This window comes from Enterobacter sp. JS8-1 (assembly GCF_049187015.1).
Classification (GTDB): Bacteria; Pseudomonadota; Gammaproteobacteria; order Enterobacterales; family Enterobacteriaceae; genus Enterobacter; species Enterobacter mori.
The window spans coordinates 591,594-616,992 of record NZ_CP185805.1 but is presented as its reverse complement, the minus strand read 5'-3'; the positions used below and the strand labels follow the sequence as shown (position 1 = coordinate 616,992).

Here is a 25,399-nt window from a genome sequence, read left to right as displayed (position 1 = left end):
GCCGCCCCCAATATACAGGAAGACCTTATGGCTAAATCGACGCGGAGCCGCTCGGCTGAACGTCTGGTCGATATTCTGGTTGAGCTACATTTACACGGTGTGGTAAACCGCAGTGCGCTCATGGATAAATTTAAAATTACCGAGCGCACTGTCTACCGCGATTTAAATGCGCTCTCCCCGATTGTTGAACATACCGGAAATGGGCTATATCGGCTCATTCATTCAGCGCAATCTCCCGGCTCGCAAGGACTGCACCACACCCTTGCTAACTTCCTGAATGCTGATAACTTTTTCCCCGATCGTAATACCGAATTTTGGCAGAAACTCGAAAACCGCGTTGATGAAAATAATATTCTTATTCTTGGCAACGACGCTGAGCACACCGTACACCGTGATATTGGTCGTTATTTACCGAAAATTGAGAAATCGATTAAAAACCATAATGTTTGTCAGATCGTTTATAAAGGTAAAACCCGTCTGATTAATCCTTACAAACTCATTAACAAAAAAAATATATGGTATTTACAAGCCACCGAAAATAGCAGGTTAAAATCCTTTTCGCTGAGCCAGATTCGCTGGATGGATATTCAGGGCACGACATTTATTCCTGAAGAGAGCGTGATTGAACTACTGGAAAAAAGTCTCGATCCCTGGGTCTCTGAAGATACTTTCGAAGTGAAAATATTTATCAACGATAATATTTCCCATTACTTTATGCGACGCGATCTCCTGCCGGAACAAGAGCTGCTGGAAGACCATCACGATGGCGTCACGCTCCGCTGTCAGGCAGCACATGAGAACCAAATTTTGCCGCTGCTTTTGTACTGGCTGCCAAATATTCACATTTTAGAACCTGCCTGGCTGAGGGAAAAGCTGGTGACGACCCTGACAACCTATCTGGCTGAGTGCACGGTATAGCTAACTGCGTGATCGCAATCACAAATTTTCTCCCACCGGCGGCGAGCCTGAACCACTCGCCCTCACCTTTGACCGCTCACCCATCACTTTCAACCACTCACTCATTTACCGTCCTTTACACGCGCGAGGATCTGGCACGATCGCTCCAGCATTAATCAATACCTCCTCACAACGAACCCTGACCCTTTTTTCTTTACATAAAAAACCAGGTCTTACTATGGATACTAAAAAACTACTGAAGCACGTGCCCTGGGCCTTACTCGGGATCCTCGGCGCTTTTTGTCTGGCGGTTGTCGCATTACGCCGGGGCGAACACGTAAGCGCCCTGTGGATCGTGGTCGCGTCCGTTTCCGTCTATCTTGTGGCTTATCGCTACTACAGCTTGTACATCGCGCAGAAGGTCATGAAGCTCGACCCGACGCGCGCCACGCCGGCGGTCATTAACAATGACGGCCTGAACTACGTGCCAACCAACCGCTACGTGCTGTTTGGTCACCACTTTGCCGCTATCGCTGGTGCAGGCCCGCTGGTCGGCCCGGTGCTGGCCGCGCAGATGGGCTACCTGCCGGGTACCCTGTGGCTGCTCGCTGGCGTAGTGCTGGCAGGTGCGGTGCAGGACTTTATGGTGCTGTTTATCTCTTCTCGCCGTAACGGTGCTTCTCTGGGTGAGATGGTCAAAGAAGAGATGGGCCGTGTGCCGGGGACTATCGCCCTGTTCGGCTGCTTCCTGATTATGATCATCATCCTCGCGGTGCTGGCCCTGATCGTAGTGAAAGCGCTGGCCGAAAGCCCGTGGGGCGTCTTCACCGTCTGCTCAACCGTGCCGATTGCGCTGTTCATGGGTATTTACATGCGCTTCCTGAGACCGGGACGCGTGGGTGAAGTGTCGGTGATTGGTATCGTGCTGCTGGTGGCCTCCATCTACTTCGGCGGCGTGATTGCGCACGACCCGTACTGGGGCCCAGCGCTGACCTTCAAGGACACCACCATTACCTTCGCGCTGATTGGCTATGCGTTTATCTCCGCGCTGCTGCCGGTCTGGCTGATTCTGGCCCCGCGTGACTACCTGGCGACTTTCCTGAAAATCGGCGTTATCGTCGGTCTGGCGATCGGCATCCTGGTGATTAACCCGGATCTGAAAATGCCTGCGGTAACGCAGTACATCGACGGCACCGGCCCGCTGTGGAAAGGCGCCCTGTTCCCGTTCCTGTTCATCACCATCGCCTGCGGTGCGGTCTCTGGCTTCCACGCCCTGATTGCCTCCGGCACCACGCCTAAGCTGCTGGCGAACGAGAAAGATGCGCGTCTGATCGGCTACGGCGCAATGCTGATGGAGTCCTTCGTGGCGATCATGGCGCTGGTTGCAGCCTCCATTATCGAACCGGGTCTGTACTTCGCGATGAACACCCCGCCTGCTGGCCTCGGCATTACCATGCCAAACCTGCACGAGATGGGCGGTGACAACGCGGCGCTGATTATGGCGCAGCTGAAAGACGCAAGCGCACACGCGGCGGCGACCGTCAGCTCCTGGGGCTTCGTGATTTCGCCTGAGCAGATCATGCAGACCGCGAAAGACATCGGCGAACCGTCCGTGCTGAACCGCGCCGGTGGCGCACCGACGCTGGCCGTCGGTATCGCGCACGTGTTCCACAAAGTGCTGCCGTGGGCGGACATGGGCTTCTGGTACCACTTCGGTATTCTGTTCGAAGCGCTGTTCATCCTGACCGCGCTGGATGCGGGTACCCGTGCGGGCCGCTTCATGCTGCAGGACCTGCTCGGTAACTTCGTGCCGTTCCTGAAGAAAACCGACTCTCTGGTGGCGGGCATTCTGGGTACCGCGGGCTGCGTAGGCCTGTGGGGCTACCTGCTGTATCAGGGCGTTGTCGACCCGCTCGGCGGCGTGAAGAGCCTGTGGCCGCTGTTCGGTATCTCTAACCAGATGCTCGCAGCCGTTGCTCTGGTGCTCGGTACCGTGGTCCTCGTGAAGATGAAACGCACCAAATACATCTGGGTCACCGTGGTACCTGCGCTGTGGCTGCTGCTCTGCACCACCTGGGCGCTTGGCCTGAAGCTGTTCAGCGCCAACCCGCAGCTGGAAGGCTTCTTCTTCATGGCTAACCAGTACAAAGAGAAGATTGCCGCAGGCGGCGCGGATCTGACCGCGCAGCAGATTGCCAACATGAACCATATCGTGGTGAACAACTACACCAACGCGGGTCTGAGCATTCTGTTCCTGGTGGTGGTGTACAGCATCATCTTCTACGGCATCAAAACCTGGATGAACGTGCGCAACGCCGACGGTCGTACGGATAAAGAAACCCCGTACGTGCCGGTGCCGGAAGGCGGCGTGAAGACCTCTTCACACCATTAAAAAAATGGCGGGTGGCGCTACGCTGACCCGCCCTACACAGAAACTGTAGGCCCGGTAAGCGTAGCGCCACCGGGCTTTTTCTGTCTGGAACCCACAATGTTTGGTAATTTAGGCGAAGCAAAAAAATACCTCGGTCAGGCGGCAAAAATGCTGATTGGCATTCCGGACTATGACAACTACGTTGAGCATATGAAGACCAACCATCCGGATAAGCCGTACATGACCTACACCGAATTCTTCCGCGAGCGGCAGGAAGCGCGCTACGGCGGAAGTGGAGAAGGCGGCGTCCGCTGCTGCTAAAGGAGAGACCATGACCCCGATTGCCGTTACCCTGCTGACCGGTTTCCTCGGCGCCGGTAAAACCACCCTGCTGCGCCACATCCTGAATGAACAGCATGGCTTCAAAATCGCCGTTATCGAAAACGAGTTCGGCGAAGTCTCCGTTGACGACCAGCTGATTGGCGATCGCGCCACCCAGATCAAAACCCTCACCAACGGCTGCATCTGCTGTACCCGCTCTAACGAGCTGGAAGACGCCCTGCTTGACCTGCTCGACAGCCGCGATCGCGGTGAAATCGACTTTGACCGTCTGGTGATCGAGTGCACCGGCATGGCCGACCCCGGCCCGATTATTCAGACCTTTTTCTCGCACGAGATCCTCTGCCAGCGCTATCTGCTGGACGGTGTCATTGCCCTGGTCGATGCGGTCCACGCCGACGAGCAGATGAACCAGTTCACCATCGCCCAGTCTCAGGTGGGCTACGCCGACCGCATCCTGCTGACCAAAACCGACGTGGCGGGCGAAAGCGTTAAGCTGCGCGAGCGTCTGACCCGCATTAACTCCCGCGCGCCGATTTACACGGTGACGCGTGGCGACATCGATCTGTCTCAGCTGTTCAACACCAACGGCTTTATGCTGGAAGAGAACGTCACCGCAAAACCGCGCTTCCACTTTATGGGAGACAAGCAAAACGACGTGGCGTCGATTGTGGTGGAGCTGGACTATCCGGTGGACATCGGTGAGGTTTCGCGCGTGATGGAGAACCTGCTGCTGTCGTTTGCCGACAAGCTACTGCGCTACAAAGGGATGCTGTGGATTGACGGCGAGCCGAACCGCCTGCTGTTTCAGGGCGTACAGCGCCTGTACAGCGCCGACTGGGACAGGCCGTGGGGCGATGAACCGCCGCACAGCGTGATGGTGTTTATTGGCATCCAGCTGCCGGAAGAGGAAATTCGGGCGGCGTTTGCAGGGCTGAAGAAATAACCGCTATGTATCCCCTCTGCCCATAAAATATTGCCTGCACAGACGCCCCCTCTCCCTTGAGGGAGAGGGCTGGGGTGAGGGGGATACTTATTTCACCGCCTCCGGCAGCGTCACAATCCACAGCTCGCTGTCAGACTCCGGCTTCTTCAGCGGCTTCACGCTGAGCGTGGTTTCCACCGGTTTATCATCCAGCGTCAGCTTGCCTTCCGCATTCACCCGATAATCCTTGAGCTTTTTGCCCTCGACCGGATGTTGCATCGCCACCTTCACGCCAAAGTCGTTATCGTTCGCCACCGCAAGCCGTTTGCTGTCGATCAGCGCCAGCCCTTCGGCCTTCTCCTGCTGCCAGCCGAGCGCGCGGAGATCGACGACCTGCGTTTTTGCAGCAAGCGTTATGCCGCGCTGCGCCAGGGTTTTCTCATCATCAAACTCCGGGTACTCGCCCGGCTTGTCAAAGGCGCTCAGATCGCTCGCCTTACTGAGATCCACCTTATAAATCAGGTTACGCATCCCGTCGTTTTTATCGCTTCCCTGCTCAATCAGCAGAATGTGCTGGTCATCGAGCGCCACGATGTCGCCGATTTTGGCGTCGCTGTTTTTGCTGTAGGCCGCGCTGTCGATAGGGTAACCGTACATCGCGGTTTTCCCGGTCGCCGGGTCGAAGCTCACCAGACGCGTAAACAGCGCCTGCTTTTTGCTCTTACCGTCGATATCCAGCGTACTTTGCACGGCGGCGATAATCCGCCCGTCCGGCATGCGGGTCAGGCCTTCAAAGCCCCGATTCGCCTGACGCCATTTGATAATGTTTGGCAGACCGCCCGCGATGGATTTCTCCCCTTCCGCCGCCTGCGGCCCGTGGATCGCCAGGATCTTCCCTTTGCTGTCGACGTTAATCAGGAACGGGCCATACTCGTCGCACAGCCAGTAGCCGCCTTTACCGTCCGGCGTGATGCCTTCCGTGTCCAGGCCGCGGTTATCGCCCTTCAGAATGTTTAGCGTGTCGCTGAATGCCACTTCATTGGTGGAGCCAATCACGCCGCTTTGCAGCGGCAGACCGTTAATCTCGCCTTTATCGTCATGCAGCGGACGGGCATCGGTTGCCTCTGCCTTGCCGTTCTGGACGCGAATGGTCATCAGCAGCGGCGCGAAATCTGGCGTGACAAATATTTTGGCTTCGTTTTTACCTCTTTTTGGCGCATCGGCGTTGGGACCGCGATCGGTCACGGTCGCAAAGGTCAGGGCGTCCCCCTGTTTGCCGGTAAACAGCAGGCCAGAGCCAATCCCTACCGGGAGTCCGTTCGGAAACGCGCTGGCAAACGCGCCGCTGTATTTCACATGCGAGCCTTCAGGGAAGCTGACGATATAGCGCTCTGCGGTAGGTTGTGCCGCCACGGCAGAGAATGAGAGCGCACAGCCCACGAGTACAGGAATGATTTTTCTTTTCATGTTGTTAGCATCCAGTTAGTGAAGCCAACACCGTAATGAAGAAACGTGTCAGAAAAATGACATGAAAGGACGACGGATCTGCACAAAATTACGTATAGCAACCACCAGAAATGTAAACCTCTGTCTTTATCTGTGACAACTGAAACACTTTTGGAAATTATTAGAAACTCAATTAATTCATCTCAAATGGCTTTCTTTGCCTCGTTCAGTTGTCGTTTAGCCAAAAATCTAAACTGTTCCTAAACGCGAATTTATTTGTCATTGACGACCTTCTAAACAAACAATTTGGCAACAGATAAAGATTAAACCCCCAACAAAAACAGCATAAAACTGCGATAGATATCACATTTGCAGTCATAAACATCCGTTGTTAAGGTGCCCTCAGATTAATTTGATAACGAGGAACACTCATGAAAAAGCTTAACGTACTTATCCTTTCCGCTCTGACCGCGGTATCTGGCTCCGCACTGGCAATGGGCGGCAGCATTGAGCAGGGTAAAAACTTTACCAACCTGAATGTGGAAATGGGTAAATCTACCTCCGGCCTGTATACCGAAGGCAACTGGCTGAAAAATACCGATGACGGCACCACGACCGGTGGCGTAGGTGCAGGCTACAACGTTGAAGTCGGCCCGGTGATGTTGAACGCAGGCGCTAAGGCTCTCTACGTTGGCCCGAAAAAAGGCGATAACGGCGTGGCGTTCCCAATCGGCGGCGGCGTGAACGTTGCTCTGACCGACAGCATCAAGGTCTTCGGCGAAGGTTACGTTGCGCCAGACGGGCTGAACAACAGCGTGAAAAACTATGTTGAAGCTAACGGCGGCGTAAGCTGGACCCCAATCAAACCGGTTACGCTGAAAGTGGGTTACCGCCACGTGAGCGTTGACGGCAAAGATGGTCGTCCAAACCACACCCTGATTGACGGTGCGTACGTGGGCGGCGGCGTGAGCTTCTAAGGCTGTATTACGCCCGGCGGCGCTACGCTTGCACGGGCCTACAATGAACTGTGCAATCTATTGATACTGTTGCACATTGTAGGCCGGGTAAGCGCAGCGCCACCCGGCAAGAAAGGGTATAGTACTCTTCATGGAAAACCTGCCGGTTGGCAGGTTTTTTATTACCTCTTACTTACGCACCACCACCAGCTTCTGGTTCACAAACTCTTTGATCCCCAGATCCGACAGCTCGCGCCCGTAACCGGACCGCTTCACGCCGCCAAACGGCAGTTCTGCCGCGGTATCGGTGAGCCAGTTGATGTACACCATCCCGGTCTCAATCCGCGACGCCATTTTCTTCGCACGCTCAATATCCTGGCTGAACACCGCGCCGCCCAGACCGTAGTGAGAGTCGTTCGCCAGCGCAACCGCCTCGTCGTCGCTTTTCACGACGTACATCTGCGCTACCGGGCCGAAGAACTCCTCGAAGTACGCCGGGTTGTCGCGGGAGATATTCGTCAGGATCGTCGGTTCGAAGAAGCTCCCGTCACGCTGTACGGGCTTGCCACCATGGTGCAGCGTCGCGCCGTTTTTCACCGCCTCGTTAACCTGTTTGGTCAGCGTTTCGAGCGCGTCTTTAGACGACAGGGGCCCCAGCGTGGTGCTTTCGTCCAGCGGATCGCCTATCTTCACCTGCTTAAACGCCTCGGTAAATTTGCTCAGGAACGTATCAGCAATCTTCTCGTGCAGGATAAAGCGCTTCGCCGCCGTACAAACCTGTCCGGCATTGTTGAGCCGCGCGTTAACGCCGATCTTCACGGCTTTATCAAGGTCGGCATCGTCCAGCACCACGAACACATCGTTACCGCCCAGTTCAAGCGTAGATTTCTTGATGTGCTTCGCCGCCTGCGCCGCTACAACGCTGCCCGCTTTTTCGGAACCGGTCAGCGCTGCCCCCTGCACGCGATCGTCGGCAATAATATTTGCCACCTGATCCGAAGAGATAAACAGGTTGGTCCATGCCCCTTCCGGCGCTCCCGCCTCGCGCACCAGGTGGGCAAAGGTTTCGGCGCAGTGCGGCACGATGCTGGCATGCTTGGCGATCACCGGGTTGCCCGCCGCCAGGTTTGGAGCCAGCACTCGCATCAGCTGGTAGTACGGGAAGTTCCACGGCTCAACGGCCATCAGCACGCCGATGGGGTGGTGCTCCACCCAGGCTTCACCGAGTTCTGAATCATATTTCACCGGCGCCAGGAACTGCTTCGCGTTGTCGGCGTAGTAGCGAGCGATCTGCGCGCACAGCTTCACCTCGCCGCGACTCTGTTCGATGAGCTTACCCATCTCCTGGCTGGCGATTTTCGCCAGATCCTCCACGCGCGCGTCGATCAGGTCGGCAAGCTTATGCAGCACCGGCAGGCGCTGGCTGATGTCGCCTTTCGCCCAGTCCGAATGGTACAGCGCATCGGCCGCCTTGAGCGCCGCTTCGATATCCGCATCGGTATGTGAGGGGTATTCTTTGATGAGTTGGTTAGTGGCAGGATTTACTGTCTGATAAGCCATGTCGAATCTCCTTGTTTTACCGCTTAGGGTATTAAGGGTAGTCAACATGACTGGCTGTGGGCGTAAAGTTGGGTATATCCGGAAGGTTCTTAATGAAGCGCTGCCAGAGGGTTCGCTGACGTGGTATAAAAAACCTTCAGAAGGAGCGCCCATGACCGATACCCGACACGTCCGTCAGACTTTTCACCGCGCCTCAGGCCTTGAGCTGCGCAGCACCTGGCAGAGCACCCAGGCGTACAAACGCCATAGTCACCCTCAGCTTTCCATCGGCGCGATTGTGGAGGGCCAGACCTGCTGCGTTTGTCACGACAGAGAGTACATCCTTCATCCCGGGGATCTCATTGTGATCCCGTCCTGTGCGCCGCACAGCTGCAACCCCGTCGCCGGGCAACCGCGCAGCTACCATATGCTCTATATCGACACTGAGCTTCCTTTGGCGCTACAGGTGATTCGTAGCCCTGACCTGTTTGCCCAGTACCTGGACGTTGTCGAGACGCTGTCTTCAGCAGCCCTGGACATGCTGCTTTCTGCCCTTCCCCGCGGCACAGATAACGCAGATGCGCTTCGTTCAACCAGCCAGCAGGTTCAGGAGGCATTTCTTTCCGACCTTGCTGCACCACCTTCGCTTGACGAGCTTGCTCAACGCTTTTCGCTGCGCAAGGAGACGCTGATTCGCACCTTCAAGCAGGACACCGGCCTGACGCCGGGCAGCTTCCTCAACATCTCCCGCGTGGAATACGCCAAAGCGCGGCTGCGCGCCGGGGATGATATTGTCGACGTTGGCTACCAGAGCGGTTTTGCCGACCAGAGCCATTTTCATAAGACCTTCGTGAGCTATACCGCCGCCACGCCGCGCCAGTACGCCACGGGCCGATCAATATCAGACAATAAATAGGTTCTGCCGCGCCGTACTCTGACCTCAGATTGTTAACTGAGGTCGCTATGGAACTGTTATTCCCTTCCGCTTTTCTCGCCCTGGCGCTGGCGCACTTTGTTGCCCTGCTAAGCCCGGGCCCGGATTTCTTCCTGCTGGTAGGCTACGCCGCGCGCTATCGGGTGCGCGGCAGCGCGGGATTGTGCTTCGGCATCGCCGCGGGTAACGCGCTTTATATTCTTCTGGTGATTATCGGCTGGAGCGCGCTGCGCCAGTTTACCTGGCTGTTTACGCTTATCGAGCTTTGCGGGGCGCTGTACCTGCTGTGGATCGGCTCGCATCTGGTGCGCAGCCGCCCGCAAGCGCTGGCGCTGAATGAGACCCAGCAGCGCTTTCCCTCACTGCGCAAGCAGATCCTGCTGGGGCTCGGCTCGGCGCTCCTTAATCCGAAGAATGCGCTGTTCTATCTGGCGCTGATGACGGCGCTGCTGGGGCCGGACGTCACGCTGCTTCAGCAGTCGACCTGCGGTCTATGGATGGTGCTGGTGGTGCTGGTGTGGGATCTGGCGCTGGTGTCGCTGATGGGGCTGCCCGCGGTCCAGCAGAGGCTCAGCCGTTCGCTGTGGTGGATTGAGCGCACGGCAGGGGTGGTGCTGATGGGGTTTGGTGGGTGGGTGTTGTGGCGGTTTTTGCACATTCCCCCCGTCTCCCTCTATTCTTAACCCATGGAAAAAATAGCTGAACTCAAACGCGCCAAGCTTCTCGCGCTGTCGCTGCTGCTGATTGCTGCCGCAGCGTTTATCACTACCCTGTTCCTGCCGCAGACCTTCTGGGTGCGCGGCGTGAAGGCCATTGCCGAGGCGGCGATGGTCGGCGCGCTGGCAGACTGGTTTGCCGTGGTTGCGCTGTTTCGCCGGGTGCCCATTCCGTTTATTTCGCGTCATACGGCGATTATTCCGCGTAATAAGGACCGAATCGGCGACAATCTTGGCCAGTTCGTGCAGGAGAAATTTCTCGATACGCAATCGCTGGTGGCGTTGATCCGCCGCTATGAACCGGCAAAAATGATCGGCACCTGGTTCAGCCAGCCGGATAACGCGCAGCGCGTCGGGCAGCATTTGATTCAGGTGATGAGCGGTTTTCTGGAACTCACCGACGACGGGCGTATTCAGCGATTGCTCAAACGGGCGGTGCATAAGGCCATCGATAAGGTCGATCTCACCGAAACCAGCGCCGTCATGCTGGAGAGCATGACCAAAAACAACCGCCACCAGGTGCTGCTGGATGCGATCATCAACCGCCTGATTACCTTGATTCAACGGGAGAGCACGCGGGAATTTATCTCTGACCAAATTGTTCACTGGCTGAAGACCGAGCATCCGCGCAAAGCGATGGTACTGCCTACCGAGTGGCTGGGCGATCAAAGCGCGGAGATGGTGTCGAACGCGGTGAATACGCTGCTGGACGATATCAGCCACGACCGCACGCACCAGATCCGCCAGGCATTTGACCGCGCTACGCTGAAGCTTATCGACAACCTGAAAACCGATCCGGAGATGGCGGCGAAAGCCGACAACATCAAGCACTACCTGAAAAACGATGAGGCGTTTAACCGCTATCTGGGCGAGATGTGGGCTGACCTGCGCCAGTGGCTGAAAACGGATATGCAGAGCGAGGATTCCCGCATGAAGCAGCGCGTTGCTAATGCCGGTCAGTGGTTCGGTGAAACGCTGACAAACGACGTTAACCTGCAGGCTTCGCTGAATGAACATCTGGAGCAGGCCGCCCATCGCGTCGCACCGGATTTTGCCGCGTTCCTGACCCGCCACATCAGCGACACGGTCAAAAGCTGGGACGCCAAAGATATGTCCCACCAGATAGAGCTGAATATCGGTAAAGATCTGCAGTTCATCCGCGTCAACGGCACGCTGGTGGGCGGGACGATTGGCCTGATCCTGTTTTTACTCTCGCAGCTGCCTGCCGTGCTGGGGCATTAGTCTGCTTTAGGCGGCGCGATGAGGTAACGCGTCGCCTCAAAGCGGTTAAGGATCAGGTGCACCAGAAATACCATCGTCAGCGTTGCTACCAGCGAAAAGGTGACGGACGTGATGCGATAGAGATCGCTGAACACCAGGTCAGTGTCCGGATGCATGTTCTGCCCGAACATAATGCCGATGGTGGTAATACTGGAAAACCCCACGCCCGCGCCCACCTTCTCCATCACGTGCAGGCGCGCGCCAAACGCCAGCCCGAGGCCAATCAGGGGCATCATCAATAGCATATGGCTGCTGTGATCGTAGAGGATCAGCTGCACCACCAGAATATAGAGGCAGCCCAGCACCACGCCGACCACGCGCCAGATAGAGCTCATCACCGAACCGCGGTAGTGCATGGGGAACAGAATCAAAATCCCCGCCATCAGCGCGGAGAGCGAATCGCTTAAGTCGCTAATCTGGAACACCACGAATATCAGCGTCGCGACGGTGCCGGAGAGCAGCGATTCGTGGCGCACGCGAGCATCGTCTTTCTCAATCAGCGGCGGCGGCTTGCGGGGCTCCACGTCCGGCAGCAGATAGTTCATCAGCGCGCTCAGGCACACCGCCATGATGCTCGCTTCGATGTTGGAAAACAGCAGCGTGTGCCAGTTGGTAGTGGGGTAGCTCATAAAATTGAGCATCACGCTCTGGCATACCACGCCCATTGAGCCAAACAGAAACAGCGGCCCCTTGCTCATAAAGCGAAAACGCATCACGTACAGGGCAAACACCACCAGCGTCATGATGACCGGCCATTGCGACAGATAGCCGATGATGAAGATCATTTCGACGCAGTTAAGCGCGGCGCTGAAGATAAACTGCTTCGCCACGTGGCGGTTAAACACCGGCACCAGCGACAGCAGCATGATCGGGTAGACCACAAAAAACACGCCGTAGCTGGTGTTGTAGAAGCTGGAGATGCTGAGCGCAATCATCCCGGCAAAGACGATGCGCAGGGTCTGGCGAAAGTCGTTTGCCGTGTAGACGATATTGCCGTGCGGGGTAAACACCCGCGCCAGGGTGCTAATAGACATAATGAAGCAGGCTCACCAGGTGGATCTGCATCCCGGAGAAGAAGCGCGCAAACGGCCCCTCGCTGTTATAGAGCTGCACGGTGGCGCGTGCGCCGGTCGGCAGATGCTTCGGCAGCGCCTCGTCCAGCGCGACGTGAATGCGCATGCGTTGGGCATCGCGCACCCAGCGGTTGGAGGTCTCCGGTTCGGAGAGTTCACCGTTAACCGCTTCTTGTCCGGCGAGGATCCCCGCGTCGCTGCTGGTCACGTGGGCGCGGAACACCTGTCCCGGGAAGGCGTCAAACACCACAGCGGCGTCGGTGCCCTGATGGGTGTGGCGCAGGCTCTTCTCGCGGAAATCGGCGACGATATCGGTCTGGTTGTTCACCAGCGCCAGCGCGGCTGAGCCGGACGAAGCGTAAAAGCCAGGGCTTAACTGTAAGTTACTCACCGTGCCGTCCGCTTCTGCGTAAACTTTCGTCCAGCCGAGATTCAGCTCCGCGTCATCCAGCGCGTTGCGGTATTTTTGCAGCGTCACGTTGCGGTGCTCGTCTCGCTCGCCGCGCTGAATACGCAGGTTATGGATGTTGGCCTGAATGGAACTGACGGACTGCTCGCTGCTCTGCCAGGTGGTACGGACCTTATCCAGATCCGCCTGCGAGACGCTCTGCAGGGTGCTCAGCTTCTGGTAGCGGTCGAAAGTCACTTTGTCGTTACGTGCGGTCAGCACGGCGGTTTTCAGGCTGGCCTGCGCGGAGGCGATCTGCGCATCCAGCTGTTCGTTAGACAGACGTGCCTGCTCAAGCGCGATTTGCGCAGCTTCCACTTTGTTGCGAAACGGCGTGTTGTCGAGTTCAAACAGCAGATCGCCTTTCCTCACCTGGCTGTTGTTGTGGACATGTACCGCCGCCACATAGCCGGAGACGCGCGGAGAAACCGGCGTTACCACGCGCATCACGGTGGAGTCCGGCGTCAGCGGGATCCAGATATCCGCGACGATAAAGTAGACAAACATCAGCAGGAAAGAGGCAATACTCACCCTTACCCAGCGGGCAAACTTTTGTTCAGGAGTCATTATTTTTCGGTCTTGTTATCTTCTTCGCGGATTGTCCGCAAATTGCAGGCGATTTGATTTAACGTGGCGCTGAAAATCTCGATATGTTCCGGCGCGATGTTTTGCGATACGCGCGCCTGATATGTCTCAATCACCTGAGTGAGCCTTTTTAATATGGCTTTTCCTTCAGGCGTCAACGTCAGAAGCCGGATGCGCTTGTCATAAGGCGATACGGCGCGCAGCAGGTAACCCTGCTTTTCCAGCTGTGTCAGGGTGCGCATCAGCGGCGGCAGTTCAATGCCCTGCACCTCCGCCAGCTCAGTCATGGAGACGTTATCCCCGAGCTGATGAAGCTGCATCATCACCGTCCAGCTCGACTGGGTTAACCCGGTATTGAGAATGGCATCGTCGATGACGGCACGCCACTGGCGCACGATCATCGCCATCCGCATACCCATCGGCCTGCGGCAGAACAGTTCTTCTTCACTCATGGGGAAACCTCTCGTCACACGCGGTCACGATAATAGTTATCATGATAAGTATCAAGAAACGAGAAGTTAAAGCGCAGGAATTGCGAAAGGATGTCTCCCTCTCCCACAGGGAGAGGGCCTGGGTGAGGGCACCAGCCCGCAGCAAAGTTTAGCGGCTAAAATGCTTCCTGACGGCACTTTTCCCCGACGCCGTCACCACCACCTCCCGGTACCCCGCCACCCGCTGGATCCAACCTTTGCTTTCCAGATAAATCAACAGCGCCGCGCCCGCCTCACCGCCAAGATGAAACCGCCGCTCGCTCCAGTCCAGGCAGGCGCAGCAGGCCTTGCGACGCGGATGAGCGCTTAACTGAATACCGAGCGCCAAGAACTGCTCCCGGCCATACAGGGTCAACGCGGAACCATCAGCCTCAAGCCAGCCTTCCGCCTGCATGAATTCATAGATCTGCACGGCCACCGCGCCCGCAAGATGGTCGTAGCAGGTTCGCGCTTCGCGCAGGGCTTTCGGCGCGGAGGTTTCCGGCGGCGTGATGCGGCTCCAGGAGAGCCCCATCATCTGCTCGACCAGCGCCGCCACGTCGTGCCCCGCCAGGCGATAGTAGCGATGCCGCCCCTGAGACAGGCAGGTAATCAGCTTTCCCTCCACCAGCCGCGCGAGATGCCCGCTGGCTGTCGACGGCGCAACGTCTGCCGCCGCGCTCAGCTCTGTAGCCGTCCACGCCCGCCCGTCCATCAGAGCACAGAGCATCTTCACGCGCGACGGATCGGCCATTGCCGCCGCCACCGCCGCAACGGCCTGCTCCAGCGCCGCGCTGTTATCAGGGGGTAAGCTCGTCTTTAACATTCGTCGCCCAGGGTTCGGTGATCTCTGCGGCCAGCTTATCATCATCCGTCAGCAGAATAAGGTGATTCGCATGGTCGCTGTATTGGGTAAGGATAGACACGCCGCCCGCCGCCAGCGCCATTGCAATTTCACCGAGCTCGCCGGGACGCTCCTGCTTGAGTTTTCTGATGACCGGCTTGCGTACGGCCTGCACGTTGAACCCGCCATCGGTCAGCACACGACGGGCTTTTTCCCCCTCTTCCACCAGGAAATGGGCATGCGTTCCAAATACACCACCGCCTTCCAGCCCCACACCGCTGCGGCCCAGCAGCTGTCCAAAGCGCGCCAGTTCACCGGGGATATCGCTAAAAATCACATGAACGTCATACATCGCTATGCCCCCCGGTTTCAGAAGTATATTCCCGCACCACCTGCGCCACGCGAATGCGGTAGTACGCGAAAATCGACTCGCGCCCTTCGGCCTGCGCCGCCTGGTGAAACGCGTTCTGCTTCCAGCGAAGGATAGCCTCTTCGTCACGCCACCAGGAGAGCGAGAGAATTTTGCCGTCGGTGGTCAGGCTCTGAAACCGTTCGATATCAATAAAGCCGTCGATGTCCGCCAGCAAAGGCTTGAGTTCTGCGGCAAGCTGCAAGTAGCGCGCCTGATGATGAGGCTCCGCTTTGGCTTCAAAAAGGACTGCAATCATGTGTGTGTCTCCGTTGTGAGGGAGAGGAGAGAATGCAGGAGGAAAAAGCACAATACTTCGGTAAGGAGCGAAGTGTTAAGACAGATGGCGCTGCGCTTATCCGGCCTACGGGCTCATGTAGGCCCGGTAAGCGTAGGGTATGAACCGGAAACATGGGTAACACTTTAGACCGGATACATGGGTAACAGTTATAACTGGCATAGAAGAGGAGACTCGCTATGCCCTGGACTGAGACCCGACCTATGCAACGCCTTGATTTTATCCGTGCCTGCCATGCAGGTACGGACTCCTTCTCCGCGCTTTGCCGTCTTTTTGGCATCAGCCGTAAAACCGGCTATAAATGGCTTCGGCGTTTTGACCCCTCTGACCTGTCATCTCTCTCTGACCGGTCGCGCGCACCACACTCCCACTCCCGGACGGTTCCTGATGATATCGCCGGACAGCTTACGGCCCTGAGGCAAAAACACCCTGACTGGGGCCCCAAAAAACTGCGGATGTGGCTGCTCAATCATCATGTCGATTTTACCGTACCTGCTGCCAGCACTATCGGCGATATCCTCAAGCGTGAAGGCCTGGTTCCGGATAAAAAGCGAAAACGCAGGACCCCGGGCAATCGCCAGCCCCTGACCACCATCAGTGAGAACAATCAGGTCTGGAGTGCTGATTTTAAAGGCAAGTTCAGGCTGCTGAGCCGGGAATACTGTCATCCTTTCACCCTGACCGACAATCACAGCCGGTATCTTCTGAGCTGCCGGGGAACGGACCGGGAGAGTGAGCCCTTCGTCAGACAGTGCCTGACGGATGCGTTCCTGGAATACGGTCTGCCGGAAGTGCTCAGAACCGATAACGGTCAGCCCTTCGCGGGAACAGGGATAGCCGGACTAAGTCGTCTTGCCGTCTGGCTAATCAAACTGGGCATCAGGCCTGAGCGTATCAGGAAGGGGCATCCGGAAGAAAATGGCCGTCATGAGCGAATGCACCGCTCCCTGAAAAGTGCGGTGAAACAGGGCAACACCTTCATGACGATGGAAGAACAACAGCGGTGGTTCAGTGACTACCGGGAAGAATTTAACTACGAAAGGCCGCACGAAGCTCTGGCGGGTGCAACGCCCGGAACGGTATGGCACCCCTCGAACCGACACTGGGATGGCCGTGTTCCTGAATACGCGTATCCGGAAGGCGGTACGGTCTACAGGGTGAAATCGCGGGGGACACTCTATATGGGGAAAAAGGGGACGGTGTTCCTGAGTGAAGCGCTGACTGATGAGTACATCATGCTGGAAGAACAGGATGATGGCCTTGAGGCCATCATCTTTAACGGAATAACGCTTGCGTACTACGACCGAAAAACCGAGAGTGTGCTCCGGATAGACTGAAAAGTGTTACCTATGTTCCCGGTCTGATCTGTCACCTATGTATCCGGTCATACAGTAGCGCCACCGGGCAGGGTTTAACCCAGAACCGACCTCGGCTCCATAAATGCCCGAATTCCCCACTCACCCATCTCGCGCCCCACGCCGGAGTGCTTGAACCCGCCGAACGGTGCTTTCGGTTCATGGGCAAGCGTGTTCACCAGCACGCGACCGGAAACAATCTGCTGCGCCACACGTCGCGCGCGGTCCGCATCGCCGCCCAGCACCATCGCGCTCAGTCCGTATTCTGTGTCATTGGCAATGGCGACAGCCTCCGCCTCGTCCTGATACGGAATCACGCACAGCACCGGGCCGAAGATCTCGTCACGGGCAATGGTCATCTGGTTGTTCACGTCGGTAAACAGCGTCGGACGCACAAACCAGCCGTCTCGCGTCCCGTCCGGTCGCCCTTCGCCGCCCGCCAGCAGGCGCGCCCCTTCTTCGATCCCTTTGCGGATATACCCCTGCACCCGCTGCCACTGCTTCTCGCTGACCATCGGGCCAACCTCTGTCGCGCTATCGCGCGGGTCGCCGGATTTCACCGCCGCCACGGCCTGCGCCAGCGCGGCTTCAATTTCAGTCTGACGCGACCGGGGCACCAGAATACGCGTCCCGGCTACGCACGCCTGCCCGCTGTTCATAAACCCGGCCTGGATCGCCAGCTGGATCGCCTGAGTCAGATCCACATCATCCAGCAGGATCGTCGGCGATTTACCGCCTAACTCCAGCGTCACGCGCTTAAAGCTCTCCGCCGCGTTGCGCAGGATCGCCTTACCGGTATTCGTGGAGCCGGTAAACGAGATTTTTGCCACGTCCGGATGGCGGCTGATGGTCTCACCTACCGTCTCGCCGCGTCCGGTGACGATGTTAAACACGCCCGGCGGCAGCGCGGCATCGCGCAGCGCTTCGGTGACGATCTGCGTTTGCAGAGCGCTCATTTCGCTCGGCTTGATCACCGCCGTGCAGCCCGCCGCCAGCGCGGCCGCCAGCTTGCCGCAGATAAACCCCGCGTCGCTGTTCCACGGCGTAATCAGCCCGGCCACGCCAAGCGGCGTCATCTGCACCGTGGCTGCGCCTGCGGGGGTGACGAATGCAAACGCCTCCAGCGCCTCAATGGCCTGAGCAATCACCTCCGCCGGATAGCTGGCCATCCACGCCGAGCGCGAGGCGGGGGCACCGTACTCTTCAATGACCGCTTCCAGCAGATCGTCGTGTCGGGCGACTACGGCGGCGTGCATGCGCTTCAGCGCGGCGATGCGTTCCTGCTTTGTGGTCTGCGACCACGCCGGAAACGCCGCTTTTGCCGCCGCAATGGCGCGCTCTGCGTCGACCTCATCCGCCAGACGAACCTGGCCGATGACCCGCGCCGTCGCCGGGTTGTACAAATCAAACCACTCGGTGCCGTGCGGGGTAACAAATTTGCCGTTAATAAAGATCTGTTCGATGGTGTGCATATAAACCTCCTCAGGCTGTGTGAGCACAGTCTGGCACGGCTTCTCCGTTGCGATAATCCACGCTATGCTGCAAGGGTTGTTTCGATTTTCAGGATAATCTATGCATCGTTCAGGTCTGACAGAGCTGGAAGTCGTGATGGCCGTCGTGCGACGCGGCAGCTTTCGCGCCGCGGCGCAGGAGCTGGGCATGTCCGCCACGGCGGTAAGCAACGCCATCGCCGGGCTGGAGAGTCGCCTTGATACCCGCCTCTTTAATCGTACCACCCGCAGCGTGGCACTCACCGACGCCGGACAGCGATACGTGGCGCGTATCGGCCCGGCTCTGCAGGAGATCCGTCTCGCCGGGGAGGAGATCCACAGTGACGCCGGGGAACTTACTGGCACGCTGCGTCTGAACGTGCCGAACCATATCGGCACCCTGTTTCTGGACCAGCTGCTGATCGACTTTATGATCCGCTACCCGAAGATGCGCGTAGAGACCGCCAGCGAAGCGCGAATGATCGACATCGTCGCGGAAGGCTATGACGCGGGGATCCGCCTGGAGGAGTCCGTGCCGCAGGACATGATCGCCGTGCCGCTGACCGGAGAAATCCGCCAGTTGGTCACCGCCACGCCGGACTATTTTGCACGTCACGGCATTCCGCAGACGCCGGACGATCTGCTTTCACATCAGGGGATCGGCATGCGCATGGCCCACGGCGGGATCTACCGCTGGGAGCTGGCGCGTCGGGGTGAAACGTATGCCCTTGCCGTGCCGCCGCGCTTTGCGACATCGGATCTTTTCGCCTCGATCCGCGCCGTGAAAGCGGGATTAGGGGTGGGATTTTTGCCGGAACTCTATATTCGTGAAGAGCTTGAAAAGGGAGAGTTGGTGAGCGTGTTAAACGACTGGGCGCAGCCGTTTGCCGGGCTGCGCCTGTACTACCCAGGCCATCGCCACGTCCCGCCGGGGCTACGGGCGCTGGTGGCGACGATCCGCGAGCGCGGGATTATTCCAGGTTAGCCTTATTCAGCCCGTAAGCCGCATCCAGCGAGCCGGGTTCCATGCGGGAGGTGACCCCCAGACGGTTCCAGGCGTTGATCGCCACGATGGCGAAGTTCAGCTCTGAAATTTCCACGTCGGAGAAATGTTCCGCCACGCTGCGGTAGAGCGCATCGCTCACGCCGTGAACGCCGATTTGGGTCAGCGCTTCGGTGAACGCCAGCGCGGCTTTCTCGCGGGCGCTGAACAGCGGAGACTCGCGCCAGGCCGCCAGATGGTACAGACGCAGCTCGCGCTCGCCGGCGATTTTGGCCTCTTTCGAGTGCATATCCAGGCAGAAGGTGCAGCCGTTGAGCTGCGATACGCGAATGTCGATCAGGTGCTTCAGCGCCGGGTCGATGGAGGTTTTTGCCACCTCCATGCTCAGGGCGGACAGGGCGTTGGCGAGGGCAGGTGTAGCTTTATGGTGGTTGACGCGAGTGCTCATTGTCTTTCCTCTTTTTATGTGCGGCATGTGTCATGCGATGAGGCAAATCTACGCCGTTCATGACATAGTAAAAAGATACAAAAAGCGTGAAACGAGGTAGGACATGAAGCCGGGCTATCACGAGATTTATTCCCGCTATCGCGACAACATCACGCGCGGCGTGCTGAAGCCGGGCGATAAGGTGCCCGCCATCCGCGTGCTGGCGGAAGAGCTGAAGGTGGCGCGTAAAACCGTCGAAATGGCGTATGCCATTCTGACGGGCGAAGGGTATCTGGTGAGCCAGGGCGCGCGCGGCACGCGGGTGAATCCGGATCTTCTGCTGCCCGCGCAGAACGCCCCTGCGGAACAGCCCACCGGCACGCTCCCGGCATCGCTCATCAGCCAGCGGGAACGGGCTGGATTTCTGCGTCCCGGCATCCCTGCCCTCGACAGTTTTCCGTATAAAAAATGGCTGCTGCTGGCAGGCCAGGCGACGCGCGCCATGCGTCAGGAGGAGATGCTCAACCCGCCGGTGCTGGGCTGGTATCCGCTGCGCCAGGCCATCGCCAGCTATCTCAACATCTCCCGCGGGCTCTCCTGCACCGCCGAGCAGGTACTGATCACCAGCGGGTACAGCGGCAGCCTGCGGCTGATCCTCGACACGCTAGCCAGCCGCAGCGACAAGGTGGTGTTTGAAGATCCGGGCTATTTTATGGGCCAGCAGCTGCTCAAGCGGATCGTGCCACGCCTGCACACCGTGCCGGTCGATCGCAGCGGCATCGACACGGAATACCTGCTCCGTCACCATCGCGACGCCCGTTTTGCCATCGTCACCCCGTCACACCAGAGCCCGCTGGCGGTCACGCTCTCCCTGCCGCGCAAGCAGCAGTTGCTCGACTGGGCAAGCCAGAACGCGGCGTGGATTATCGAAGACGATTACGACGGCGAGTTTCACTACACCCGCAAGGTACTGCCGTCGCTAAAAAGCCTCGACCTGCACGACCGGGTGATTTTTATGGGCACCTTCAGTAAAACCATTATGCCGTCGCTGCGCATGGGCTACGTGGTGATGCCCGCCAGCACCGTCGGGGCCTTTACCGACTGCGCGGATATAACCACCAGCGGCCAGCCGGTGCTGACGCAAAAGATCCTCACCGCGTTTCTCAACGAAGGGCATTTCTTTCGTCACCTGAAGAAGATGCGCGCCCTGTATCAGACCCGCCGCGACTGGATGATTGCCGCCCTGCAGGAGGTGTATGGCGATCTGTTTTTCACCGAGCAAAACGACGGCGGGATGCATATCGTGGCGTTTCTCACCAGAGGAAGCGGCGACCGGGACGTGGCGCGCTGCTGGCAGGAACAGCAGCTGCAGGTCAATGCGCTTTCGGAGTGGTATCGCGGGTCCGGGAAGCGCTACGGGCTGGTGATGGGCTATAACAACGTGCGGTCGTATCAGGAGGCGCTGGATTTGCTGGAAAGGCCGAAGCGGCAGACGTTTGAGCTGTTGAGCTGAACATCGCCGGGTGGCGGCTTCGCCTTACCGGGCCTACTCGATCCCGTAGGCCCGGTAAGCGTAGCGCCACCGGGCGATGACGCGGCTCATACATCATGCCGCGACAACCCAACGTCCTTGAGCTGCTCGTCGCTCATCTGGCTCAGAATGCGGCGGGTACGGTTGATGCGATACCAGTTGCAGATCGTTTTGCCGATCCAGATAAACACGATAAACGGACGTTTTGAACGATTCTCGTAGAATTCCATGATGCTCTCCTCGCTGTACCAGTGGGGTTATCATCACGGAAAACGGCCCGTACAATACAGATTCAAAAACTGCTTTTGTTTACCATACAGATCCGCTAAAACGGTATCTGCATGGCGGTTTACCCATCAATCTGTACTGGTTTAATAATCTGTATGGTGAAAACAAAGGATACAGCATGACGCGCTACCAACATCTGGCCAACCTTCTGGCGGAACGTATCGAACAAGGGCTGTATCGCAGCGGCGAACGTCTGCCGTCGGTACGCACGCTGAGCCAGGAGCACGGCGTGAGTATCAGCACCATACAGCAGGCCTACCAGATCCTCGAAAATCTCCAGCTGATCACCCCTCAGCCGCGCTCCGGCTATTTTGTTTCGCAGCGTAAAGCCCAGCCGCCTGTTCCGGCCATGACGCGCCCGGTGCAGCGCCCCGTGGACGTGACCCAGTGGGATGAGGTGATGATGCTGCTGGACGCCCGCGCCGACAAAGAGATGATCTCCTTCGGCGGCGGCTCGCCGGACATTAACCAGCCGAGCCTGAAGCCGCTGTGGCGCGAGATGAGCCGCATTGCGCAGCATAACCCGGGCGAGATGCTAAGCTATGACGTGCTTGACGGGCGGCTGGAGCTGCGCGAGCAGATCGCCCGCCTGATGCTGGACGGCGGCTCCACCGTCGCGGCAAACGAGATTGTGATCACCAACGGCTGCCACGGCGCGCTGTCGATTGCCCTGCTGTCGGTGTGCAAACCGGGAGATATCGTGGCGGTAGAATCGCCGTCGTTTCACGGCACCATGCAGATGCTGCGCGGCTTCGATATCAAGGCGATTGAAATTCCCACCGATCCCGAGACCGGGATCAGCATCGAGGCGCTCGAGCTGGCGCTGGAGCAGTGGCCTATCAAGGCGGTGATCCTGGTGCCCAACTGCAATAACCCGCTCGGGTTTATCATGCCGGAAGCGCGGAAAAAGCAGGTCTTATCCCTCGCCCAGCGGCACGATATCGTAATTGTTGAGGATGATATTTACGGCGAGCTGGCGGCGGAGTACCCGCGCCCGCGCACCATTCATTCGATGGATATCGACGGCCGCGTGATCCTCTGCAGCTCGTTTACCAAAACAGTGGCGCCGGGCCTGCGCGTCGGCTGGATTGTGCCGGGGCGCTATTACGACCGGGTGATGCACATGAAATACGCTGCGGGCGGGTTTAACGTGCCGGGCACGCAGATGGCGGTGGCGGCGTTTATCCGCGACGGCCATTACCATCGCCACGTGCGCCGCATGCGCCAGATTTATCAGCAGAATATGGAAACCTACACCTGCTGGGTGCGGCAGTATTTTCCGGCAGAGATTTGCGTCACGCGCCCGCAGGGAAGCTTCCTGCTGTGGATTGAGCTGCCGGAGAAGGTCGACATGGTGTGCGTCAGCAAGCAGCTGTGTCGGCTAAAGATTCAGGCCGCGGCCGGGTCGCTGTTTTCCGCCTCCGGGAAGTACCGCAACTGTCTGCGGATCAACGTGGCACTGCCGCCGACGGACAAAAATCGCGAGGCGTTGAAGAAGATGGGGGAAGCGATTGTGATTGCGATGGAGGAGTAGTGCGGCCCGATGCCCTCACCCCGACCCTCTCCCACAGGGAGAGGGAGAAAACCGCCGTTGTAGGCCCGGTAAGCGCAGCGCCACCGGGCAACAGGCTCCACTACTCGTCGAAGTACCAGTACCCCTGGTTAATCAGCCCGGTGAGCTCTTCAACAAACGCCGGGTTATTCAGCGCATCGCCCAGCTCAGCCTGGCCGAGTTCGGTGTAGCGGCACAGCGCATCCGCCGCCTTCGCGTCTACCGTCTCCAGCTGTTCGCTGTTAATGAAGAAGCTGCCGTTGATGTTCAGCACGCGCAGGCCGCTCAGGCGAGACAGCGTTTCGCCGCCCTGCAGCGCGTCCAGCACCTCTTCCGGCGCGTACGGCGGCTCGGCGGCGGCGATATCCAGCTCGTGGCGTGGCGTCGAAACAAAGCTCCCGAACCACTTCGTGAAATCATCTGGTTTGCTGATCATGTCGATCATCATCTGACGAATGCGATCGAGCTCGTACTGCTCCACGCGGCCGGGGTGCTCGCGACAGGTCAGATCCGGATCGCTGTAGTGCTCGCCGCCCAGATCGTTTTCCAGCGCGTAATCGGCGAAGCTGCTGATCAGATCGCGACCGTTCGGCCCGCGGAAGCCAACGGAGTAGTTAAGCGCAGTCTCATGGGTAAAGCCGTCGTGCGGGAATCCTGGCGGGATGTAGAGGATATCCCCCGGGGCCAGATCTTCGTCGATGATCGGCTCAAACGGATCGACATGCAGCAGCGCCGGATGCGGGCAGAACTGACGCATTGGCAGCTTGTCGCCCACGCGCCAGCGGCGGCTGCCCATCCCCTGAATGATAAACACGTCGTACTGATCGATATGCGGGCCCACGCCGCCGCCCGGCACGGAGAAGGAGATCATCAGGTCATCCAGACGCCAGTCCGGCAGGACGCGGAACGGACGCACTAGCTCCGCCGCGGGCATATGCCAGTGGTTTACCGCCTGCGCCAGCAGCGACCAGCCGGTTTCGCCCAAATCGTCAAAGTGCTCAAACGGACCATTGCTGGCCTGCCATTTGCCGTTGAAATGGCTCACCAGACGGCTATCGACTTCCGGCTCCATCGCCAGCCCTGCCAGCTCGTCCGGGGTAATCGGATCGACAAAATTCGGGAAGGCATTTTTCAGCACTACGGGTTGTTTTTGCCAGTATTTTTGGAGAAATTCCGGCCAGTTCAGGTTCAGTTGATACGCCATGGGTAGCACCAGTGAGAGGGGAAACAGGCGCGATTATGGAAGAGAGCGCATAAAACTGCCTTGTCATGGGTCAATGTCGAAGACTCTTCAACGGACGGAATTTGGAGATCACATCAAATCTTTTCCCGTATGCGCTTCAACGATGCGTAAAAACTCATCCCGGTATGGACTGATTATTTTAGGATCCCACGCCACACAAATTTCCCAGTACAGTGATTCCAGGTCAGGTACAATAAGTCTTACTCCTTCTGGTGAAAAATGCCTCACGCTTTCAGGTAAAAAAGCGACTCCATTTCCCCCCGCGATCAATGCCAGCAGAGTTGGCATATCATCTGTTACCGAGACAGGGTCAGCAATTAATTGGTTGGTAAGGAGAAACTGAGTAGTTTGTTCTGCAAGACATGGGCCAACAGCTGGCGTCAATTGTAATAAAGGATACTGAGATAGCACATCACGGATATGTTTAATGTCGTTTTTATAAGATGTTGGTATAGCCAGAATCAACTTTTCTTTGTACAGCACTCTTGAGGTTAACTCATTGCCAGCTGGCATCCGGAAGAAGCCGATATCAAGCGTTCCTTCAAGTAGCATCTTACGCTGCACACCTGACGGGAGATTGCTTATATTTACCTCACACTCCGAAAATTTATTCCGGAAGGTATTTATCCATAATGGTACTGTATGAAAAGTTGAAATCCCAAAACCAAGCATAAGTTTTCCATGGCTATCTTTAAATAACTTTTTGGCATAATTCAAAAAATCAGCGTGAATCTTCAGTAACTCATTTGCCTTTAAAAAAAGCTGATGGCCGGGCTCAGTTAACATTGCGCCATGGCGACCGCGGGTGAAAAGAGGACCGCCAATAAGCATCTCTAACATTTTTATCTGCTTTGATAACGCAGGTTGCGTCAAAAACAACAACCGCGAAGCGCGATGATAACTCCCCTGCTCTGCAAGTGTTACAAACGCCCGTAACAACTTGATATCGATTCCTTTCATTTATCAAACCCTGAAAAAA

Annotated in this window: 25 protein-coding genes; 12 read left to right on the top strand and 13 right to left on the bottom strand. The window is 57.6% G+C overall.

Annotated elements, in window-relative coordinates:
- Nucleotides 1-27 precede the first annotated feature (27 nt).
- The 4 genes from ACOQH0_RS02970 to yjiA all read left to right on the top strand — a co-directional run bounded on the left by ACOQH0_RS02970 (nt 28) and on the right by yjiA (nt 4,553).
- Nucleotides 28-918, top strand: a complete 891-nt coding sequence (locus ACOQH0_RS02970; RefSeq protein WP_421511507.1) for a helix-turn-helix transcriptional regulator — start codon at nt 28-30, stop codon at nt 916-918.
- A gap of 217 nt (nt 919-1,135) precedes the next feature.
- Entirely contained in the window at nt 1,136-3,289 is a 2,154-nt protein-coding gene (locus tag ACOQH0_RS02965; RefSeq protein ID WP_100165532.1) for a carbon starvation CstA family protein, read from the top strand.
- 96 nt (nt 3,290-3,385) lie between these two features.
- Complete coding sequence (locus tag ACOQH0_RS02960) at nt 3,386-3,589, top strand: YbdD/YjiX family protein (RefSeq protein ID WP_003856610.1); 204 nt, start codon at nt 3,386-3,388, stop codon at nt 3,587-3,589.
- A 10-nt stretch (nt 3,590-3,599) separates the two neighbouring features.
- The gene (gene yjiA / locus ACOQH0_RS02955) at nt 3,600-4,553 is read left to right on the top strand and encodes a GTPase (protein WP_421511505.1); all 954 of its coding nucleotides are present in this window, start codon (nt 3,600-3,602) and stop codon (nt 4,551-4,553) included.
- An 87-nt stretch (nt 4,554-4,640) separates the two neighbouring features.
- Here yjiA and ACOQH0_RS02950 read toward each other — a convergent pair whose 3' ends face one another.
- The gene (locus tag ACOQH0_RS02950) at nt 4,641-5,999 is read right to left on the bottom strand and encodes an esterase-like activity of phytase family protein (RefSeq protein WP_421511504.1); all 1,359 of its coding nucleotides are present in this window, start codon (nt 5,997-5,999) and stop codon (nt 4,641-4,643) included.
- Between the two features lie 410 nt (nt 6,000-6,409).
- Between ACOQH0_RS02950 and ACOQH0_RS02945 the strand changes: the two genes are divergently transcribed.
- Entirely contained in the window at nt 6,410-6,955 is a 546-nt protein-coding gene (locus ACOQH0_RS02945) for a YfaZ family outer membrane protein (protein WP_089598031.1), read from the top strand.
- 168 nt (nt 6,956-7,123) lie between these two features.
- Here the strand turns inward: ACOQH0_RS02945 and ACOQH0_RS02940 are convergent, their stop codons facing one another.
- Nucleotides 7,124-8,494 carry an NAD-dependent succinate-semialdehyde dehydrogenase gene (locus ACOQH0_RS02940; protein ID WP_420985783.1) on the bottom strand — a complete coding sequence of 457 codons (1,371 nt, stop codon included), beginning with the start codon at nt 8,492-8,494 and terminating at the stop codon, nt 7,124-7,126.
- Between the two features lie 151 nt (nt 8,495-8,645).
- Here ACOQH0_RS02940 and ACOQH0_RS02935 point away from each other — a divergent pair, with 151 nt between their 5' ends.
- Genes ACOQH0_RS02935 through ACOQH0_RS02925 form a run of 3 tightly spaced genes read left to right on the top strand, consistent with a single transcriptional unit; the run spans nt 8,646 to nt 11,365 of the window.
- On the top strand, nt 8,646-9,389 hold the full coding sequence (locus tag ACOQH0_RS02935) for a helix-turn-helix domain-containing protein (protein ID WP_421511503.1): 744 nt from the start codon (nt 8,646-8,648) through the stop codon (nt 9,387-9,389).
- A 47-nt stretch (nt 9,390-9,436) separates the two neighbouring features.
- Nucleotides 9,437-10,090 carry a LysE family translocator gene (locus ACOQH0_RS02930; protein ID WP_421511501.1) on the top strand — a complete coding sequence of 218 codons (654 nt, stop codon included), beginning with the start codon at nt 9,437-9,439 and terminating at the stop codon, nt 10,088-10,090.
- A gap of 3 nt (nt 10,091-10,093) precedes the next feature.
- Nucleotides 10,094-11,365 carry a DUF445 domain-containing protein gene (locus tag ACOQH0_RS02925; protein ID WP_421511500.1) on the top strand — a complete coding sequence of 424 codons (1,272 nt, stop codon included), beginning with the start codon at nt 10,094-10,096 and terminating at the stop codon, nt 11,363-11,365.
- On the opposite strand, the gene ACOQH0_RS02920 is transcribed toward ACOQH0_RS02925, so the two are convergent.
- From ACOQH0_RS02920 to ACOQH0_RS02895, 6 genes are all read right to left on the bottom strand, one after another.
- Nucleotides 11,362-12,438 carry a DUF2955 domain-containing protein gene (locus ACOQH0_RS02920; RefSeq protein ID WP_042717330.1) on the bottom strand — a complete coding sequence of 359 codons (1,077 nt, stop codon included), beginning with the start codon at nt 12,436-12,438 and terminating at the stop codon, nt 11,362-11,364. The two genes, ACOQH0_RS02925 and ACOQH0_RS02920, sit on opposite strands and share 4 nt — an antisense overlap.
- Nucleotides 12,428-13,495, bottom strand: coding sequence for an HlyD family secretion protein (locus ACOQH0_RS02915; protein WP_421512321.1), 1,068 nt, complete (start codon nt 13,493-13,495; stop codon nt 12,428-12,430). Before ACOQH0_RS02915 ends, ACOQH0_RS02920 begins: the two co-directional genes overlap by 11 nt.
- Complete coding sequence (locus ACOQH0_RS02910; RefSeq protein WP_421511499.1) at nt 13,492-13,962, bottom strand: MarR family winged helix-turn-helix transcriptional regulator; 471 nt, start codon at nt 13,960-13,962, stop codon at nt 13,492-13,494. The genes ACOQH0_RS02915 and ACOQH0_RS02910 overlap by 4 nt, the downstream gene beginning before the upstream one ends.
- 148 nt (nt 13,963-14,110) lie before the next feature.
- A complete protein-coding gene (locus ACOQH0_RS02905) occupies nt 14,111-14,806 on the bottom strand; it encodes an ArsR/SmtB family transcription factor (protein WP_421511498.1) in 696 nt (231 codons plus the stop codon).
- Nucleotides 14,781-15,176: an amino acid-binding protein gene (locus tag ACOQH0_RS02900; RefSeq protein WP_421511497.1), complete on the bottom strand. Its 396-nt coding sequence runs from the start codon at nt 15,174-15,176 to the stop codon at nt 14,781-14,783. Before ACOQH0_RS02900 ends, ACOQH0_RS02905 begins: the two co-directional genes overlap by 26 nt.
- Entirely contained in the window at nt 15,169-15,492 is a 324-nt protein-coding gene (locus ACOQH0_RS02895; protein WP_100165540.1) for an antibiotic biosynthesis monooxygenase family protein, read from the bottom strand. The genes ACOQH0_RS02900 and ACOQH0_RS02895 overlap by 8 nt, the downstream gene beginning before the upstream one ends.
- A 218-nt stretch (nt 15,493-15,710) precedes the next feature.
- Here ACOQH0_RS02895 and ACOQH0_RS02890 point away from each other — a divergent pair, with 218 nt between their 5' ends.
- On the top strand, nt 15,711-16,868 hold the full coding sequence (locus ACOQH0_RS02890; RefSeq protein WP_421511020.1) for a DDE-type integrase/transposase/recombinase: 1,158 nt from the start codon (nt 15,711-15,713) through the stop codon (nt 16,866-16,868).
- A 74-nt stretch (nt 16,869-16,942) separates the two neighbouring features.
- Here ACOQH0_RS02890 and ACOQH0_RS02885 read toward each other — a convergent pair whose 3' ends face one another.
- Nucleotides 16,943-18,358 carry an aldehyde dehydrogenase family protein gene (locus tag ACOQH0_RS02885; protein WP_421511496.1) on the bottom strand — a complete coding sequence of 472 codons (1,416 nt, stop codon included), beginning with the start codon at nt 18,356-18,358 and terminating at the stop codon, nt 16,943-16,945.
- A 100-nt stretch (nt 18,359-18,458) separates the two neighbouring features.
- Here ACOQH0_RS02885 and ACOQH0_RS02880 point away from each other — a divergent pair, with 100 nt between their 5' ends.
- A complete protein-coding gene (locus tag ACOQH0_RS02880) occupies nt 18,459-19,361 on the top strand; it encodes a LysR family transcriptional regulator (protein ID WP_421511495.1) in 903 nt (300 codons plus the stop codon).
- Here the strand turns inward: ACOQH0_RS02880 and ACOQH0_RS02875 are convergent.
- Entirely contained in the window at nt 19,348-19,827 is a 480-nt protein-coding gene (locus tag ACOQH0_RS02875; protein ID WP_421511494.1) for a carboxymuconolactone decarboxylase family protein, read from the bottom strand. The genes ACOQH0_RS02880 and ACOQH0_RS02875 overlap by 14 nt on opposite strands.
- Before the next feature lie 103 nt (nt 19,828-19,930).
- On the opposite strand from ACOQH0_RS02875, the gene ACOQH0_RS02870 reads away from it, so the two are divergent.
- A complete protein-coding gene (locus ACOQH0_RS02870) occupies nt 19,931-21,319 on the top strand; it encodes a PLP-dependent aminotransferase family protein (protein ID WP_421511493.1) in 1,389 nt (462 codons plus the stop codon).
- Between the two features lie 86 nt (nt 21,320-21,405).
- Here the strand turns inward: ACOQH0_RS02870 and ACOQH0_RS02865 are convergent, their stop codons facing one another.
- Complete coding sequence (locus ACOQH0_RS02865) at nt 21,406-21,567, bottom strand: DUF1127 domain-containing protein (protein ID WP_059312683.1); 162 nt, start codon at nt 21,565-21,567, stop codon at nt 21,406-21,408.
- Nucleotides 21,568-21,743: 176 nt separating this feature from the next.
- Here ACOQH0_RS02865 and ACOQH0_RS02860 point away from each other — a divergent pair, with 176 nt between their 5' ends.
- Nucleotides 21,744-23,159 carry a PLP-dependent aminotransferase family protein gene (locus ACOQH0_RS02860; RefSeq protein ID WP_348557121.1) on the top strand — a complete coding sequence of 472 codons (1,416 nt, stop codon included), beginning with the start codon at nt 21,744-21,746 and terminating at the stop codon, nt 23,157-23,159.
- Between the two features lie 100 nt (nt 23,160-23,259).
- Here ACOQH0_RS02860 and ACOQH0_RS02855 read toward each other — a convergent pair whose 3' ends face one another.
- Both ACOQH0_RS02855 and ACOQH0_RS02850 read right to left on the bottom strand, forming a co-directional pair.
- Nucleotides 23,260-24,381, bottom strand: a complete 1,122-nt coding sequence (locus ACOQH0_RS02855; protein ID WP_421511491.1) for a JmjC domain-containing protein — start codon at nt 24,379-24,381, stop codon at nt 23,260-23,262.
- Nucleotides 24,382-24,489: 108 nt separating this feature from the next.
- Entirely contained in the window at nt 24,490-25,380 is an 891-nt protein-coding gene (locus tag ACOQH0_RS02850) for a LysR family transcriptional regulator (protein ID WP_421511490.1), read from the bottom strand.
- Between the last annotated feature and the right edge of the window lie 19 nt (nt 25,381-25,399).

Excerpts from the sequence above, each read along its gene's own strand:
- ACOQH0_RS02970 (WP_421511507.1), top strand. The coding sequence starts at position 28 with ATGGCTAAATCGACGCGGAGCCGCTCGGCTGAACGTCTGGTCGATATT.
- ACOQH0_RS02965 (WP_100165532.1), top strand. The coding sequence starts at position 1,136 with ATGGATACTAAAAAACTACTGAAGCACGTGCCCTGGGCCTTACTCGGG.
- ACOQH0_RS02960 (WP_003856610.1), top strand. The coding sequence starts at position 3,386 with ATGTTTGGTAATTTAGGCGAAGCAAAAAAATACCTCGGTCAGGCGGCA.
- yjiA (WP_421511505.1), top strand. The coding sequence starts at position 3,600 with ATGACCCCGATTGCCGTTACCCTGCTGACCGGTTTCCTCGGCGCCGGT.
- ACOQH0_RS02950 (WP_421511504.1), bottom strand. The coding sequence starts at position 5,999 with ATGAAAAGAAAAATCATTCCTGTACTCGTGGGCTGTGCGCTCTCATTC.
- ACOQH0_RS02945 (WP_089598031.1), top strand. The coding sequence starts at position 6,410 with ATGAAAAAGCTTAACGTACTTATCCTTTCCGCTCTGACCGCGGTATCT.
- ACOQH0_RS02940 (WP_420985783.1), bottom strand. The coding sequence starts at position 8,494 with ATGGCTTATCAGACAGTAAATCCTGCCACTAACCAACTCATCAAAGAA.
- ACOQH0_RS02935 (WP_421511503.1), top strand. The coding sequence starts at position 8,646 with ATGACCGATACCCGACACGTCCGTCAGACTTTTCACCGCGCCTCAGGC.
- ACOQH0_RS02930 (WP_421511501.1), top strand. The coding sequence starts at position 9,437 with ATGGAACTGTTATTCCCTTCCGCTTTTCTCGCCCTGGCGCTGGCGCAC.
- ACOQH0_RS02925 (WP_421511500.1), top strand. The coding sequence starts at position 10,094 with ATGGAAAAAATAGCTGAACTCAAACGCGCCAAGCTTCTCGCGCTGTCG.
- ACOQH0_RS02920 (WP_042717330.1), bottom strand. The coding sequence starts at position 12,438 with ATGTCTATTAGCACCCTGGCGCGGGTGTTTACCCCGCACGGCAATATC.
- ACOQH0_RS02910 (WP_421511499.1), bottom strand. The coding sequence starts at position 13,962 with ATGAGTGAAGAAGAACTGTTCTGCCGCAGGCCGATGGGTATGCGGATG.
- ACOQH0_RS02905 (WP_421511498.1), bottom strand. The coding sequence starts at position 14,806 with ATGTTAAAGACGAGCTTACCCCCTGATAACAGCGCGGCGCTGGAGCAG.
- ACOQH0_RS02900 (WP_421511497.1), bottom strand. The coding sequence starts at position 15,176 with ATGTATGACGTTCATGTGATTTTTAGCGATATCCCCGGTGAACTGGCG.
- ACOQH0_RS02895 (WP_100165540.1), bottom strand. The coding sequence starts at position 15,492 with ATGATTGCAGTCCTTTTTGAAGCCAAAGCGGAGCCTCATCATCAGGCG.
- ACOQH0_RS02890 (WP_421511020.1), top strand. The coding sequence starts at position 15,711 with ATGCCCTGGACTGAGACCCGACCTATGCAACGCCTTGATTTTATCCGT.
- ACOQH0_RS02885 (WP_421511496.1), bottom strand. The coding sequence starts at position 18,358 with ATGCACACCATCGAACAGATCTTTATTAACGGCAAATTTGTTACCCCG.
- ACOQH0_RS02880 (WP_421511495.1), top strand. The coding sequence starts at position 18,459 with ATGCATCGTTCAGGTCTGACAGAGCTGGAAGTCGTGATGGCCGTCGTG.
- ACOQH0_RS02875 (WP_421511494.1), bottom strand. The coding sequence starts at position 19,827 with ATGAGCACTCGCGTCAACCACCATAAAGCTACACCTGCCCTCGCCAAC.
- ACOQH0_RS02870 (WP_421511493.1), top strand. The coding sequence starts at position 19,931 with ATGAAGCCGGGCTATCACGAGATTTATTCCCGCTATCGCGACAACATC.
- ACOQH0_RS02865 (WP_059312683.1), bottom strand. The coding sequence starts at position 21,567 with ATGGAATTCTACGAGAATCGTTCAAAACGTCCGTTTATCGTGTTTATC.
- ACOQH0_RS02860 (WP_348557121.1), top strand. The coding sequence starts at position 21,744 with ATGACGCGCTACCAACATCTGGCCAACCTTCTGGCGGAACGTATCGAA.
- ACOQH0_RS02855 (WP_421511491.1), bottom strand. The coding sequence starts at position 24,381 with ATGGCGTATCAACTGAACCTGAACTGGCCGGAATTTCTCCAAAAATAC.
- ACOQH0_RS02850 (WP_421511490.1), bottom strand. The coding sequence starts at position 25,380 with ATGAAAGGAATCGATATCAAGTTGTTACGGGCGTTTGTAACACTTGCA.